This is a genomic window from Terrisporobacter petrolearius, assembly GCF_020748185.1.
Taxonomy (GTDB): Bacteria; Bacillota; Clostridia; order Peptostreptococcales; family Peptostreptococcaceae; genus Terrisporobacter; species Terrisporobacter petrolearius.
The window spans coordinates 1-16,048 of sequence record NZ_JAHZMO010000035.1; the positions used below are offsets into that span (position 1 = coordinate 1).

Consider the following 16,048-nt stretch of genomic DNA (forward strand, 5'->3'; position numbering starts at 1 on the left):
GGCTAATTACGAACTATTTTCACAGTAAATCATCAATTTTTCGTTGAAATTTGATAGTCTATTAATTGTGTCTAAAAACACATAATATAAAATTCAATAAAATATGTTGACTTTAACTAGCTGGTCTTAAATTAGATTTTACAGGTACTTTTATCCTGTGTCTATTTTAAGGGGTGATATTCAAGACTAACTTCACCCTTCACATTAGTGTCAATTTTCTAAGAAATATATTAAAAGTACACCTCAAATTACTGCTGAAAATATATTAAATAGAAATTTTAGCGCAGCTACGCTGAGTGAGAAATGGCTAACTGATGTAACTGAATTCAAGTTAGCTAATGGTACAATGGCCTATTTAAGTGCAATAATAGATTTGTACAATAATAGTATAATTTCATATGTTTTTGGGCGCTCAAATAACAATAAACTCGTATTTATTTAGCTATGGAAAAAATCCTCACACCAGTCCCCTATTTCATAGTAACCGAGGATATCAATATACAAGTAAAACATTTAAATTAAAACTTGATAATGTATCAGCTACTCAAAACATATCTCATGTTGGTAGATGTATAGATAACGGTCCAATAGAAGTTTTTTGGGGCATTATTAAATCTGAGATGTACTATTTAAGAAAATTTCATAACTTTGATGAGTTAAAATTAGCAATTGATAATTATATAGAATTTTATAATAATAAAAGATTACAGAAAAAGCTAAAAGTCCTAAGTCCAATTGAATATAGGACTTATACCTTAGTTGCTTAATTTTTAATTATTGACAAACCCCTTAATAATACTTTATTTTTCAATTCCTATTATAATCCCAGTCATATCCACAGTCTTTGCAATATCCTTCATCCTCATTTAGTAAATATAAATAATCACTTCCACAAGATGGACAAATACCTTGGTCTATATAATAGCTATCTGCTTTATAGCTAAATGCTTCTGGAGGGTTTTCATATTCCTCTTTTTCCTTTTTACTTTCATAATCTTTTCCATCAGTCACACACTGTATCCATCCGTCATTAAATCCGGCCGAATATCCTTCGTCATATTTGCTGTTAATAATCCCATCCCCTCCAGCATCATCTATTTGAGCTTTGTAATAACCATCTTTGTATCCGTCTTTGTATCCTCTTTCATATTCACTTTCTTGCTTTTTATTTGAAGTATTGCTTGTTTGTGTTTTTTCATTATCCTTTTCTTTTTCTTCATTTTTGATTTCTGGTTTTTCGATAACCCACTTAACTTCTTTTCCACAATCTTTGCAGTACTTGGTTACTTCTTTGGATTCAGCTGCACATTCACTGCAGTAGATTATTTTTTCTTCTTTTGATGCTTCTTCTGCTTTTTCATTGCTTTTGGTGCATCCTGTACTTAGACTTAATACTACTATTAGTGCTAATATTAATTTTTTCATATCTTACTCTCCCTCATAATTCAAAGTACTCTTATGGTAAATTTATGTAATTATATCATGTCAGATTTTTATGAAATACTAAATATGCATCTAGTAGGTATTTAGTTATTGATGGAGTTACTATAGATTTAAACTATAATGATTAATTATTTTAATTTCAACTTTTCAATTACTTCAAAAGCAATATAACTTATTATTGTACCCTCATAAAACTTATCTTTGAAATACAGATCATATATATTTAATTTCTTAGAGCATCTCTCATCATAAGTTTTAAATCCTAACATACCTAGATGTTCCCAATATAGCAAGTCCTTGTCACAAAACATCAAGAACTTCACCCCTGGGTGAAATTTTGAGACACGCAGTGGCTCAGTTGCTAACATTTCTTGAATTACATCTTTAATCATGTCTTTTAGATAATTTCCAATATCACCTGACTACTAAGTTATTCATCTGCAATAATTCACCTTATTAATTTTTTCTTTTAATGTACTCCTAAAAATACCCCCCTTCCTGGCATCTGACTTTACATTTTTATAATTGCCATAAAGGAGTATTTATTTCATCATAATCGCAAATTATTTTGCATTACTGTTAAACATTTCTATTTCAACTTTTTTAGTTTTTTTTCCATAATCATAATTTGATTCATATAATCTTTTTCTTCATTGGACATACTAATTTTTTTCATCATTTCATCAATATATCTTTCATAATCATCAATTAATTTGTCATATCTAGCTTTATCGCTTTCAAATATCTTTGTTTGTTTTAAAAATTCTTCTGCTTGTTTAAGTAACTTTTTTTCATATTCATATGAGGCTTGTTGATATCCCTCTTTTTTACCTACATGTTTTCCTTGATTAAATGCATGCTGTGTAAACTTATCACTTAATATAGTGTATTTATAACCTGTACCGGCTAAATCACCTAATGTAACTTTTCTATCTCTTTCATCTGTATAGACTACATCTCCTCTATTTTTTAAAAAATCTAGTATTCCCATCAAATTCCTCCATCAAAATAATTATAATTCTCCTGATTAGCTAAGTTTACTATATTTATCAACAGGATCATAATATTTTTAAAAGCCCATTAATTTTTATGATAACTACATTTTATCATTATCTTGCTTTAATAAGCTTTCTCTCCATAATCATAATTTTATTTAAATATGTTTCTTCTTCACTTGTTAATGATTGTTTAGCGCTCATTTCTTCAATATAAATTTCATATTCATTTATAAGTTGTTCATATTCATCTCTCTGTTGATTGAAAGCATTCTGCTGATTTATAAATTCTTCTGCTTGCTTCAGTAATTTTTTCTCATACTCATAAGAAGCTTGTACATATCCTTCTTTTTTCCCCTCATGTTTACCTGCATTATAAACATGACTAACTCCTGGCATATCTTCTAAATAAGTTTCTTTAAACTCTTCTTTTAATCCCTCAACTACTCCAAATGTTGCAACATTTTCAACAATACTCTTCAATCCATATCCTGGTATTAAGCTTTTCTTTAAAAATCTTTTAACTCCCATTTTATTCTCCTAAAAATTATATTCTTCACCTTGAATTAATTTATTAAAACCACCAAATACAAAATCCTCTTTCACTTTTTGAATGTATGCTGTATCAGTGACCAAGCGATACATTGTAACCATCAATCCACCTACATCTAAATCTTTGATAGCTGATTCATTTCCTGCTATTGCATTTCCTCCAACCCAGATAATATTACTACATGAAGATATTATGTTTGAATATGAAATGATTTTTCTTGTTTTTACCTCATACAAATCACGGCTTGGATATTTTTCAGAATTATAGTATAATCCATGGATTAATGTAATGAGCATGTTTATTAATATAGCAACCGCTGCCTGTGTCCCTACAACTGCTACATCCTTTAATAAACATAAAATATCGTACCCATCTTTATAAAGTTTTCCAGCCAAATCCGGTGAAAATATTTCTAATAATGGTATTGGTAATCCAAACTTAGTATACACATCAGACTTTAAGTGTAGTGCTTGTGCAAAAACTGCAGCTGGTAAGCGTTTATCATCTTCCTTTATACTTTCAATAGCCATCATAAAAGCTTGGCCTATATCGGTTTTATGATCCCAGTGCTTTGGCCTTGGTTCATTTGAAATTTTATATGTACTAAAATCTTCAAGTGTTATTGTATCTGAAATGATATTAATAGTACCAAACAGCCATCCTGCAATTGGATCGTGACCAAGTGTATGTATTCTATGGTAACCGGCTTCCATATTTATACCAAATTTAGGTGATCCAACCGAAACGTCATATGGAACACCATCATATATAATTTCTAACCAAGTCCTATATTTTTCACTTTTATTATAATCCCACTTTTCACTATGATTTTCTTTATACTTATCTCTTTTTTCTCGCTCCATTTTTTTTATCCCAGAATCATTGTCTTTAACTCTTGAATCACTTATTTTTTTATCTGCCAATGAATTGATTTTAGAAATAAGAACCCATCTTCCAACCTGTAACGCAGTAGCAAATAATAAAAATTTAACATCCATGGAATCTAAACCTGTTTGCCTTTCAAACTCTAAATCTAAATTATCGAGGATTTTTCTTGAATTATGTGCTACTTCAGCTACTCTAAATGATTCATCAGCTATAGTCTCCATATTTCTTAGCGTTTTTTCTGAACTACTACTTACTTCTTTTCTTCTTCTACGTAACTCTTCTATATCCATAATTTGCTCCCTTACCTCGTATTCCTTAAACTTTCCATATATCTATTTTTTTTACAGTGCCATGAAGATGGATGCTTCCCTCCAATACATATAGTTGATTTATTTTTTATACACTCATGAATCGCTAGCTGAGTTAATGCCTGCAATGTTGTGTTTTTATTTATTATTATTTTAGTTCTTGGTGGTGCTAACAAGTCTTTTTTATGCGAACCTCTTGTACATAAGTTCACAATAATATTTGGTTTATATCTCCCCAACCTGTCAATAAAATATTCATCAAGATTATCATAAGTACCTTTTGATTTTATTCATATGTATACACTCTTCTCATCTTCTCAATAGTTTCAATCATTTCTTCTCTAAACTTATCAGAACCAATAACCTCTACAGATTCCCCCTGGCTCAAAAGCCACATTTTTATACCTTTTCCAAATAACTCTGCCTCTACTGTGTATTCTCCTTTTCCATCTACTATTGTCGCATCAGGCAATCTATCTTCAACTGCCTCGATGGATCTACCTGTGAATCTAAACTTTACCCTTTCCAGTTTTCCTGTTTGCATAAATTGAATTGACTTTCTAAACTTTCCATCTTGAAATCTTTTGCTATAATCTACTTTATATTTTTCATCAGTAATGACTAAATCTTTGATTCTGTCTACTCTATAAATAGCAGGGTATTCATAGCTTTTTCCTTCAATAAAAGCTATCAGGTAAAAATAATACTCTGAAAATAACAATCCTTGTGGACAAACTTTTCTTTTCGAAACCTCTTCTTGTAATTTTCCATCAGTACCTATTTTAAAATACCCAATGCTCAATATTTTTTGTTCTTTTATGGCATTGCTTATTTGCCATAACTTATCTAAAAGTTTCTTGCCGTGTTTTGGTGAATCATAGTGATGTAACTCATTTCTAATAATTATTTCAATTTTATCTTTATCTTCGCTTATACAGTTTTCAAGGAGCTTGTCTAACATATCTTTTAACTCAGCCTTTATAAAACCTCTACTTTCTAGAAGAACCTTAGAGATAGCCAAAACTTCATTTTCATTGAGATTTTTTTCATGTTTACCTCTAAGAATATATCCTCCTTTTTCTTTATCTGTTACAATTTCCTCACCTATCAACTCTCCATCAGGCTTTTCAACAAACTTTTTAACATCTTGCATATACCTATAAAAAGTTCTTTCATTAATATTAAATTTGTCTATTACCTCATGCTTTCTAACTACTTTTCCTTCAAGTAATCTATTATAAATATATAACAACACTTCCCCTTTAAATCTTTCCATATAAAAATTTTGCTCCTTTAAATAGTATATCTTAATTTATTCTTTTATTATTTTTCTACATTTATCGCATAATTCCTCTTTTTTCCCCTTTTAATCCTATACATTTCTGTATCTGCCATTCTTATTATATCCTTACTAGTTAACTTTTCTTCTGTTTCTTTACTGTATTCATAAAATCCATAGCTAAGGCTCAAGTTATATTTTTCATTATTTTTATTACTTTCTTCTATTAATTTTATTATTCTCCCCCATACTGTATTGACTTCTTTCATTGTTGTTTTAGGAAATACCACTAAAAATTCATCACCTCCCATTCTAATTGCAAAGTCAGTTTTCCTAATACTTTCTTTCAAAATTTCAGCTACACTTATTAATAGTTTGTCCCCTTGTTCATGGCCAAAAGTATCATTTATTATCTTTAGTCCATCCACATCAATAAAGGAAATAACCAGATTTTTATCATTATCTTTTGCTAGTTTCAATTCTCTTTCTAGTAACCCTAAACCTGATTTTCTATTTAGTACTCCTGTCATTGAATCTATACTCACTAAGTAATTTAACTTTTTATTTTCTAACCTTAATTTCTGTAGCATCTCATCTTTCTGTATCAAAATCTCAATAAGTTTTTTTCTATTCTTATTATAATAATTCACTTTCTCTCCCCATCCTTAATATTTATATCATTTAACTTTATCTTAATTATACTTTTGCTCAATGACACAGACTGTCAGTGAAAATAAAAATTCAAAATTTTTTAAAATAAAAGGCCACTAACAAAGAAAATAAACTCCTTTAGTTAGTGACCAATATTAATATCTATTCAATTTATACTTATTTTTAATTATTGATTATTTTTAGGTATATTGTTTTAGTATGTTCTTAGCACAAAACATGAAGAACTGTATCTCCCAATATCATAATTAAGGTATTTCAATAACTTTACCTGATATCTACTTAGATTTTATATCTCATATTTCTATAAAATTAAATCTGTGTTGTCATTTTGTAATGCATTACTTATACTATCAAAATCTTTTAATGGAGACTCTTTTACGATATCACTTATACCATTCATAGCTGCTATCGCTACTGAATCTTTATCTTCATCTAATGCTCTTTCAAGTACATCAAAGCTTTTATCTATAACATTCTTTCTTTCATTAAATATAGCTTTTGATATATTTTCTACTGTTTCTTTATTTGATTTAATCTTGGCTAAATGAATTTCTGTTGACTTTTCAATAGCTAATCTTTTAGTAGTTTCTTCTTCTTTAGTTTTTTCATAATCTCTTTTAGATTCTACTACCATCTTAAATACATCTACAGCATCTTTTGAATTTACGTTATCTAAATTAAAGCAACCATTTTTCTTACTTACTTTTTTATTATCTATTACTTCGCCTTTCATATTCCCTCCTAAACATATAGCCTGTTTACATCGCCATATATACCTAAAATATTCTTAGTTTCTTCGCTTATAAGTCCATTTTCTGTAAGTACAGGTGCTTTTATTATTGCTTTCATAGAACTTATAAAAGCACATGATCTTACTATAGTTTTCTTTTCATCATTAGTACATTCATTCATATTTATTTGTCCATTTTTAGACCTAATATTATTTATATCTCTTAGTTTACCTAATATATCTTTTGAATAAACTATTCTAAGTTTTTCTAATGTATTATGTATTTCCTCCACTCTCACATTTACAGAGTTTTCTAACCAACTAATAGTTCCTTCTATCTTTCCTACTTCCTCTTTAATTTGAGAATAGTATCTAGTAGCTTCTGTTAATTTTTTTTCTGAATTTTGTGCATACTTGTGTGACATAATTATAGCAGTTGGAACTAAAGATATTCCACCTAGCATAACTTGTCCACCAGCCATACCTGCACCTCCAGCTTTAATAGCTCCTCCTCCTAACGATGCTAATGTGGCCCTCTGAGCTGCTGCTCCACTAAGTGAAGATATTGCAGTACCTGTGGATGCAACACCGAAATTTGCAACTAAACCAGTAGTTAATGATGACATGGCGGCAGATACTCCTAATCCATCTAATGAACCTTTTGCTATTTTTAAAGCTTCTATAGATGTTTTCTTAACTTCTTTTATTTCCTCTGGAGAAAAATTAAACTTGAATTCAGATACAGTAGTCTCTGTTTGCTTTATGTTTTTTATTTTCTCAATTATAGCTATAGACTTCAGTATTTCATTTGCATATATGTTTACTTTTAATTTATTCAAATTTTGCATCTTATCTATAGTTTTCTTTTGGGCTTTATCTAATTTATTATTAATATCTTCATAGATATTCTTAGCCTTTGCTATCTTGTCATCTGCTTCTATACTATTTGAAAATCCTTCTATTGAAGTCATTCCACTATATGTAAGTCCAGCACCAACCGTTGCTGCTCCTAAAGCTGCCGTTGCCGTAGTCGTTACACCTACTACTCCTGCACCTGTTGCTATTGCACTACCTACTGCTGTTGCTGCTCCTGCAACTGCAGTTCCTGCTGCTGATCCTGCTATTGCACTACCTGCTACTGTTGCTGCTCCTACAACTGCGGTTCCTGCTCCTGCAACTGCAGTTCCTACTGCTGATCCTGCTATTGCACTACCTGCTGCTGTTGCTGCTCCTGCAATGGCCGTTCCTGCTGCTGATCCTGCTACTGCACTACCTGCTGCTGCCGCTGCGGTTCCTGCCGCTGTTGCTGCTCCTGCAACTGCGGTTCCTACTGCTGACCCTGCTATTGCACTACCTGCTGCTGTTGCTGCTCCTGCTGCTACTGCTCCTGCCGCCGCCGCTGCTGGTAATACTATTGGTGCTGCTGCAACAGCTACTGCTGCACCTCCAACACATGCTAAAAGTTTACCTAGTTTCCCCATATTAATCCTCCTGTAATTTACCTAAAATCTTTATTCAGATCTAGGACACATTTGATCTGGTGTATTTTCAAAATGTGCAAAATCCTTTGGATGCATATATTTAACTTTTTAGTATCATCATATTTAAAGAATGTGCCTTTATTAAGAACTACATACTATAGCCTATAGCTATTCGAATGTAAAAATGTTGCACATAGTTTTCACATATGATACCCCTATATATTGTCATCGTATATTTTAAGTAATCATTCTTCATTATATATAATAAAGTATTCCGGTTGTTATATTTTGTCATTTTTTGTAATTTAGTTTATTTTATTTTTACTCTATCTCGGATAATATGTTCTATATAGATTATTTATTATAAATGGTTTATAATTCTCACTAAAATCAACTTTAATCAAGTTACCGACTCGTGATATTTTATTTTAAGCAATCATTTAACATAAATTTGATGAATATATTTTATGGGAGGTGATTTTTATTACATATAAAACCCATAGTGGAGGTGGTTTATTTCTTGGTATGTTACTTATATTACCGTTATTTAAACATTACATTTTAAATTTAGATTTAATAGATTTTATGATTTCATTTGTAATACTCATAATGACTTTACATATAGGTTCTTTACTTCCAGATATAGATCACCCTAAGTCTTATATAGGCAAACGTCTTCCAAGTATATCATCATTTTTTAAACATAATAACATTATGCATAGAGAGTTGACCCATAGTTTATATGCTATTTTATCAATATTACTTTTCTTCCTTTGTATAAACTTATTATTAAAAGTCTTTTTTTTATCACTGTATAACTCTATCTACCTCTATATTTTTGCTGGACAGTTCGGAATTTTAATAGGATATTTATCTCATATTTTACTTGATATGATCAGTCCTCATGGCGTGTGTTTACTTTATCCTCTCAAGAAAAAATATCGATTATATATTTTTAATATAATAACTTTAAATTCTCCTGAGGAAAGTAGTCTTAAAAATTTTTTTCACTTTTTTACAATATTATTAACTCTTTTATATTTAGCTATCTACTTATACTTAAATGTTGACTTTGTACACATACTTAGGCCATTTTATTAATAAGATATTTCGTAAGCGTCAAAATATTGACGCTTACTCTGTTTCTTTTGTCTTTCAATAAATTCCTTTCCTCACTTAAATATCTACTGCTCTTGAAACAACAAGAAATTATAAAAACATTTACCACCCTAATATAATTTAGTGTAGCAAATGGATGATAAATGTCTTAGATGTAAATTTTAAATGTTTTTTTCAGAATTATGAGAAATTTTGATAGTTTTTAAAACACAAAAAACTATGAAATGTACGCTGCATTAGCTTTTCATAGTCTTTTTCTACTTTAATATTAAATTTACAATAACATATGGCCTTATACCACATCAAATATCAACTCTTACTTTAACACCACTAATTTTCTCTTTATTCTTAAAATCATTACTCAAAAGGTAGAGTTATTAGCTCTTCCACTTTTCATCTATCTTATCAATTAAAAATGCTGCAAATTCTTCAGTTAGCTTAATCCTATCTTTCCCCCATTTCAAAGCACCTAGTGTATCGCCACCATTATAAGTAATATGCTTATCTGGATATAACTCTTTGAACTCACCAACTAAATCATTTGTCCTTATTTCATATTCCCACCACTCTTGGCTAAACGGAACTGAATTACATTCCACTCTAATCTTCCAAGGCCACCTATCATCTTTATTTAATTCTTTAAATTCTGATTTATCACTATTAATTTTATAATACCCCACTAAAAATCCAGTTCCAACACTGTGACAAAGTAGAATATCTCCCTTATTAAGCTTATTAGCAGCATCACCGAATCCTATCTCAGCATTTTCTTTTAAAGTATCTCCTTTTTTAAAGGGATTGCCTGTAACACCAATAGGCTTAAGATAATACCCCATTTTTGTATTGCCAATCTTGGCTGGCTTAATATTTATAAATTTATTGATTTTAAATTTCTTCTCTGGTTGAACAGGATTATTCTTTTTAAATTCCTCTGCTGCCTTGTGTATAGCCTCAATTTGATTCCTATTCACATCAGATACTGGCATTTCTTCTATTTCGGAACGGAGTAGTTTTTGTTGTTCAACATTGTCAACACGTACACCCCATTCATAATTATTGACCAATCCTTTAGATGTAAAATTAGCGGAGGTTATTAAACACCCCTTTTCTTTTTCACCTTTATAATACAAATAAACCTTTCCGTGTAAGTCATCATTAATTTTTACGGATAATTCGATGTTATTACTTTCACAGTACTTATACAATTCTAGAATTGACTCTGCTTTATTTAAAGCATCATTATATCCTTCAAAGACAGTATAAACAGTCAATTTTTGAATACTGCTCATCTTTTCCAAGAAAGTTCCCATATCATTTGTAAGGAAAGGTGAAACTAAAATCAATTCATCTGATTTCTTAGATAATTTTAATATTTCTTTAAAATGATTGCTAGACTTATGATTTCCTAAAATGTATACACTATCTATCATAACCACTTCTCCTCTCGCATTTTTAATCGCTTACTCAGGCTATTATAGCATATATTGGCAATTCATCCCATAATACTACAAAATAAAATAAACCCATCTCAAATAACCATAGTTATTTTAGGTATGTATGTCCAGTATAAGGACTGGATTAAATATGAAATAGATGAATCCGTAAGATTAGGTAAACCTATATTTGCTATAAAACCAAGAGGAAATACAGTAATGCCTAGCTATGTATCTAAAGTCGCAAATGAAACTGTCAATTGGGATACTAACTCAATTGTTTCTGCAATAATAAAATTAACAAAATAGTTTTTTAACACTTAATTGTAGAGTTTAAAGTGTGTTATTATGTATAAAAATATAGTCATATAAAGGCAGTCTACAGACTGCCTTTTAAATATCCATTTATAATAATAGTCATCATAAAACAAGTAATTATGTTTTTGTAACAGAAAATTTATCTGCTGCTGAAGTAGATATCAAAAACTATACTAGGATAATTGCAATTGATTTTGAAACTGTAAATAGTAAAAAAGCCTCTGTTTGTAGTATAAGCTTCGTTGTTGAAGATTCTAATAAAATAATAGAGGCAAAAGAAATTTTAGTTAATCCTTCAACTGATTTTACTAAAATAGCTGTAGGTATACATGGTATACAACCAATAGATGTAATTGATGCTCCTACATGGGCTGTTGCCTGGAAAGAAGTAGGAAAATATATAACTCCTTCTACCCTTGTAATTGCACATAACCTTAGAAGTACAGAGTTATCTTGCATTCGTCAAGAGTTTACGCAATATAATATGGGGTTACCTCCATTTGCTAAATTAAAAGACATAACAATATGGCTTATGATACATTAAAAATAGCTAGAGAAAATCTACCTTATTTAAAAAAGCATAAATTAGATGCTCTTACTAAGCATTTTAATATCGAACTTAATCATCATAATTCTTTATCAGATGCTAAGACTTGTTTGGAATTATTCCATCATCTTATAGTGGATTAAGAAACTAATATATTATAAACATTAATTTCCATTTTTATTTTTATAATTATTTGATATAATACTGTTAAAATTTGAAATCATAGGGAGGATAATATTATGGATAATGTTCCATATATTATAACCATATTAATGTTAGTTCTTTTTCTAATTTTAATACTTTTTCCCCACAAGGTTGATGCTTTTTATTTAGTCATACCTAAAGTGGTGAAATTGGTTATTACTTTTAAAAAGTAATTTGGTTATATTTTTATAAGCGTATTAATGAAATATTTAATATGCGACTCCCTTCCATGCAATAATTAATAAATCGAAAGAAAAACAGTACTCATTAAAAAGTAATGTTTTTCTTTTCCTAAAATTCTTGAATTTAAGCCATTCTTTCAAATTCTATATTGTAATTTTATTTAAATTTTTTATTTTTATAAATTTTATTAATTATTGCATCATATTTAGTGAATACTTATCAAAAAAGATGTATAATAATATAAAAAGGAACTATAAATCTATGTGGAAGTAGAGTAATGGTTCCCGAAAATAAGCTAATAACTTAATTGTTAAGACCACTATCGACCCATATTCGAGTAGTGGTTTTTTACTTTTTTGTATATGTAGCAATAACTGCGCAGATAGCCGTTGCAACTATTCCAGCAAGTACATTCAATAAAAAAACCTCCATATTACCACCTCCTTTCATGAAGGTAAATAATATGAGAACCACCAATCTATAGATTTATAATTCCTAATTTAAAGTACAATCTCATTCAATTCTTTTTTCATCTAAATACTTAAAATATATTAATTCAATTTGTAACTTACTATATACTTGCCTTTTTAATTTTCTGCCTCTCTTCTATAACTGTATTTTACTCATGACATAATAACAGTAATAATTTCACTTAAGAAGTAGCAAATGCAAACACCACAGAATATATTAATTTAACAATTAATATATGTGGCTCCCTTAATGTATAAAAGTAATAAAATAAATATAAAATAGCTATAATTTTATGTGATTTCATTTTAAGTGTATAAAATTAATAAAATTTATTACAAATACCTATATAAGTTAAAGTTTATATAATCTTTACTCTTTTTATTTTACAAATAATATATAGTATATAAAGTTATTTTATATCAAATACTAATTACAAAACAACCTTATAATAGGAGGGCAATTATGTATAATAAAGTCAATGTAATGATTATACTTGCGTTAATTGTTCTTTTGATATTCTTATTTAATGATGTATCATCTATATCTATATTTAAAGAAACTATAGTAATTTATTTTAGATAAGAGTATTAAGAGGGTTGCATATTGGTATATTTTATACTAATATGCCACTCCTATATTGCATAAATTAATAAAAAAGTATATAATTTTTTCAATAATCTATTTTACCAATCTTGAAGATGTTCAAGTTCACTATCAGTAATTTGAGATATTGTTTCATTTCAATAGCAACTGGATTTAAAAGTTTCCTTCCAGTTGCTTAGTTAATTCTATATAACAAATTCTAAGAATACATTCTTAGTAATCTTTCTATTTCATATTTTATTTCATCAATTGTGTATTTTTTAGAATTCTCAAGTCTTATTCTTAGTTTTGTTTCATCCATTCCCATATACTCACTCATAAAGCTCTTAATTCCTCTAACTTTTCTATCCACTTCTAAAACTAAGTCTACATGAGTATTTGTTGGTACAAACACTAATTCTAGCTCATCTAATCTATTTTTAAAATAACCTCCAAGAGGCATAAATTCAAATTCTTGTACAAAGTTATATTTAATCAGTCTTGCTGGACAATGCTCATTTTCAACTTCTCTAAGATGGAATCCTAACTCTGATATAGCATTTAAAACGTTTACCATATATTCATTAGGTTCTACATTTATGTAATCTCTATCTGATGTATCTATTGCCCCTTGTATATCCATATATGTTGATAGCCATACTTTTGATTTGTGCTTTGTAATAGGTACTCTTTTATATAAAATAAAACTAAATGGAATTTCATATAATTCCTCTGGTTGTATAGTTTTATCTATTTTTATTTCACTTTCTTGAATACGTTGTGTTTTATTTACTTTTTTATCATCAACTTCTTGTTTGTAGTTAGTGTATACACCTATCGTTATGTCTTTTATATATTGCTCTACTTTACCACCTTTTATTTTACATATTCCTTCTATTCTTTTTCCTGGCATGATGTTTTTTGTGTGAACTATTGTGTCTATTTTTGTGCCACCTATACCAAGTGTTGTAGCCATCATTTTATCAAATATCCCCATTATATACCTCCAATATATTTTTAGTACCTATATTTTATACAAAGTTTAATGTTTTCTCAAACCTTAGAAGATATATTGTATTGTATTATCTTATTTTAAGTCCATAGGACGCCATAAAACGGTTTTGTTTCAATAAAATAAGCCCTATTGTGTAGGACTTTGATTTAATATCTATTATTCCATTTTAAATTAATGATTCCCCCATCTGAAACATTGAGTTAATTCATCTACCATCCGGATAACTTCATTATTAATATTATGGAACTTTAATTATTGTTACTCATATTAGTTTTACTAAAACTTAATATGCTATATTTTTGTATCCTATTTATTATTAATTTTACATTCACTTTCATATAAGTTCTTTATTAACTTTTCAGTTTTATATAACTCACCTAATATTGGATTATTATAATCGCTATAACTATCCATGTAAGCTCTTACTCCACCAATAATATTCATCTGTTTTATATCCTTATTATTCTCAAGAATATTTAATGCATTTTTATACCTTTTATAGATTAACTGCATAATGCCACTATTAATTTCGTCTGTATACTCTATTTCTAGTTTATCTATAACAATTTTTATCTGCTCCATTATTACTTTCTTTTTATCCACTTCGTTCACCTCATATTTACTTGGCACATCCCTTATTTCTTTTATCCAATCGGATGACCATCCATATGGTAATAAAATCTGGTCGCCGTCACCTACTAGTAATAGTAAGTTCTTGACATAAACTGTCAAGAACTTCACCCCTCGGCCATCCTAGTCAAGGTATTGCAATGACTTGACTTGCTACCATAAAGTTAGAAGGTCTACACATTTTTGTGTACCCCCCTTCATTTACTTAGTTTTTATATATTTTCATCACTAAAACTACTATAAACTTTCTTACCATTTATAACTTTGTAAGCTCAGTCACTTGTTAAACGGTTTTACGTAACATTAGCTAAGTATACAACTTATTAAATAAAACTAGCTACTATTTATATTCAAAACCATCTGGTAACGTTTAATCCTCAAAATAGCTATCTGCTTTAGCACTTGCTGGATTGAACATGTATACACATCCATCTTCTGCTACATACTCAAAGCCTCGTTCTAACCTATCATACTCTTTAGACATTTCGTCAATAGTTAATGTTTTATTTAAATGTGGTATATAATATCCTTTTTCTCTTGATTCTTTATATACCTTATCTTTTGTTGATTTCTCTTGTCTTGCTATTCTTTCTGCTTTTTTCTCACTTTGTGCTTCTTTTTTACTTTCTTCTATTATTTCCTTTTCACATTTTCCAACTATTTTTAACGCTTTTTTAGTTTGCTCTTCTGTTGCAAACTTATTAGCTTTTATTGACTCTACTTCAGAACCTAATATATAATCCGTTAAATAGTCTTTGCACTCCCTATACTTTTTCTTATTAAACAAATTGTCTGCTTTTATCAATAAATCATCTACTTTTTCTGTTTCTTTAAGATGTTTTTCTACTTCTTGCTTTAAGCTATCTATATCTTTTTTTATAGAATAATTCATATACTCCTTATCTATTGCATCTAAAATGCTACTTGCTTCTTTAATATTATCTTCTTCCTTTGCTAACTTAGCATCTTGATAGCCATTAATAATATTATATAACTTGTTTGCTTCCTTGTTTTTACTATCTTCGTCTAAAGCCATTTCTAATGAAAGTATTGCTTTTTCATACTCTTTACTTTCCATTAGTACCTTAGCCTGTTCAATTGATTTTTTCACCATATTATTTCCGCATCCAACTAGTGTTAGGCCTGTCATTAGTACTGCAAAAACTATAGAAATTAACTTTTTACTCATTATACTCC

At 29.0% G+C, this 16,048-nt stretch carries 19 protein-coding genes; 5 read left to right on the forward strand and 14 right to left on the reverse strand.

What is annotated here, in order from left to right; translation table 11 throughout:
- Positions 1-398: 398 nt before the first annotated feature.
- Positions 399-767 (forward strand): IS3 family transposase, encoded by a 369-nt coding sequence (locus K0040_RS15400; protein ID WP_228109650.1) that lies wholly within the window; start codon positions 399-401, stop codon positions 765-767.
- Between the two features lie 40 nt (positions 768-807).
- Here the strand turns inward: K0040_RS15400 and K0040_RS15405 are convergent, their stop codons facing one another.
- The 10 genes from K0040_RS15405 to K0040_RS15450 all read right to left on the reverse strand — a co-directional run bounded on the left by K0040_RS15405 (position 808) and on the right by K0040_RS15450 (position 8,349).
- A complete protein-coding gene (locus K0040_RS15405) occupies positions 808-1,425 on the reverse strand; it encodes a hypothetical protein (RefSeq protein ID WP_228109651.1) in 618 nt (205 codons plus the stop codon).
- Between the two features lie 146 nt (positions 1,426-1,571).
- The gene (locus K0040_RS15410; protein WP_228109652.1) at positions 1,572-1,835 is read right to left on the reverse strand and encodes a hypothetical protein; all 264 of its coding nucleotides are present in this window, start codon (positions 1,833-1,835) and stop codon (positions 1,572-1,574) included.
- Positions 1,836-2,032: 197 nt separating this feature from the next.
- On the reverse strand, positions 2,033-2,434 hold the full coding sequence (locus K0040_RS15415; RefSeq protein WP_228109653.1) for a hypothetical protein: 402 nt from the start codon (positions 2,432-2,434) through the stop codon (positions 2,033-2,035).
- 118 nt (positions 2,435-2,552) lie between these two features.
- Positions 2,553-2,969, reverse strand: a complete 417-nt coding sequence (locus tag K0040_RS15420) for a hypothetical protein (protein WP_228109654.1) — start codon at positions 2,967-2,969, stop codon at positions 2,553-2,555.
- A gap of 9 nt (positions 2,970-2,978) precedes the next feature.
- Positions 2,979-4,100 carry a hypothetical protein gene (locus K0040_RS15425; RefSeq protein ID WP_228109655.1) on the reverse strand — a complete coding sequence of 374 codons (1,122 nt, stop codon included), beginning with the start codon at positions 4,098-4,100 and terminating at the stop codon, positions 2,979-2,981.
- Between the two features lie 80 nt (positions 4,101-4,180).
- Positions 4,181-4,426, reverse strand: a complete 246-nt coding sequence (locus K0040_RS15430) for a hypothetical protein (protein ID WP_228109656.1) — start codon at positions 4,424-4,426, stop codon at positions 4,181-4,183.
- Between the two features lie 47 nt (positions 4,427-4,473).
- Positions 4,474-5,463 carry a helix-turn-helix transcriptional regulator gene (locus K0040_RS15435; protein WP_228109657.1) on the reverse strand — a complete coding sequence of 330 codons (990 nt, stop codon included), beginning with the start codon at positions 5,461-5,463 and terminating at the stop codon, positions 4,474-4,476.
- A 47-nt stretch (positions 5,464-5,510) separates the two neighbouring features.
- Complete coding sequence (locus K0040_RS15440) at positions 5,511-6,116, reverse strand: GGDEF domain-containing protein (protein ID WP_228109658.1); 606 nt, start codon at positions 6,114-6,116, stop codon at positions 5,511-5,513.
- Between the two features lie 323 nt (positions 6,117-6,439).
- Positions 6,440-6,871, reverse strand: coding sequence for a hypothetical protein (locus tag K0040_RS15445; protein ID WP_228109659.1), 432 nt, complete (start codon positions 6,869-6,871; stop codon positions 6,440-6,442).
- Between the two features lie 8 nt (positions 6,872-6,879).
- Positions 6,880-8,349, reverse strand: coding sequence for a hypothetical protein (locus tag K0040_RS15450; protein ID WP_228109660.1), 1,470 nt, complete (start codon positions 8,347-8,349; stop codon positions 6,880-6,882).
- Positions 8,350-8,823: 474 nt separating this feature from the next.
- Here K0040_RS15450 and K0040_RS21510 point away from each other — a divergent pair, with 474 nt between their 5' ends.
- On the forward strand, positions 8,824-9,450 hold the full coding sequence (locus K0040_RS21510) for a metal-dependent hydrolase (protein ID WP_369123732.1): 627 nt from the start codon (positions 8,824-8,826) through the stop codon (positions 9,448-9,450).
- A gap of 395 nt (positions 9,451-9,845) precedes the next feature.
- Here the strand turns inward: K0040_RS21510 and K0040_RS15455 are convergent, their stop codons facing one another.
- Positions 9,846-10,898 (reverse strand): restriction endonuclease PLD domain-containing protein, encoded by a 1,053-nt coding sequence (locus K0040_RS15455; protein WP_228109661.1) that lies wholly within the window; start codon positions 10,896-10,898, stop codon positions 9,846-9,848.
- A gap of 54 nt (positions 10,899-10,952) precedes the next feature.
- Between K0040_RS15455 and K0040_RS15460 the strand changes: the two genes are divergently transcribed.
- The 3 genes from K0040_RS15460 (at position 10,953) to K0040_RS20760 (ending at position 11,909) form a co-directional block, all read left to right on the forward strand.
- Complete coding sequence (locus K0040_RS15460) at positions 10,953-11,210, forward strand: TIR domain-containing protein (RefSeq protein ID WP_228109662.1); 258 nt, start codon at positions 10,953-10,955, stop codon at positions 11,208-11,210.
- Positions 11,211-11,451: 241 nt separating this feature from the next.
- A complete protein-coding gene (locus K0040_RS21515; protein ID WP_369123733.1) occupies positions 11,452-11,763 on the forward strand; it encodes an exonuclease domain-containing protein in 312 nt (103 codons plus the stop codon).
- Positions 11,745-11,909, forward strand: a complete 165-nt coding sequence (locus K0040_RS20760) for an exonuclease domain-containing protein (RefSeq protein ID WP_265588909.1) — start codon at positions 11,745-11,747, stop codon at positions 11,907-11,909. Before K0040_RS21515 ends, K0040_RS20760 begins: the two co-directional genes overlap by 19 nt.
- A gap of 1,517 nt (positions 11,910-13,426) precedes the next feature.
- Here K0040_RS20760 and K0040_RS15470 read toward each other — a convergent pair.
- The 3 genes from K0040_RS15470 to K0040_RS15480 form a co-directional block, all read right to left on the reverse strand.
- Positions 13,427-14,203 carry a sporulation protein gene (locus K0040_RS15470; RefSeq protein ID WP_228109663.1) on the reverse strand — a complete coding sequence of 259 codons (777 nt, stop codon included), beginning with the start codon at positions 14,201-14,203 and terminating at the stop codon, positions 13,427-13,429.
- 324 nt (positions 14,204-14,527) lie between these two features.
- A complete protein-coding gene (locus K0040_RS15475) occupies positions 14,528-14,953 on the reverse strand; it encodes a hypothetical protein (RefSeq protein ID WP_228109664.1) in 426 nt (141 codons plus the stop codon).
- Between the two features lie 268 nt (positions 14,954-15,221).
- A complete protein-coding gene (locus K0040_RS15480) occupies positions 15,222-16,040 on the reverse strand; it encodes a hypothetical protein (protein ID WP_228109665.1) in 819 nt (272 codons plus the stop codon).
- Positions 16,041-16,048 lie beyond the last annotated feature (8 nt).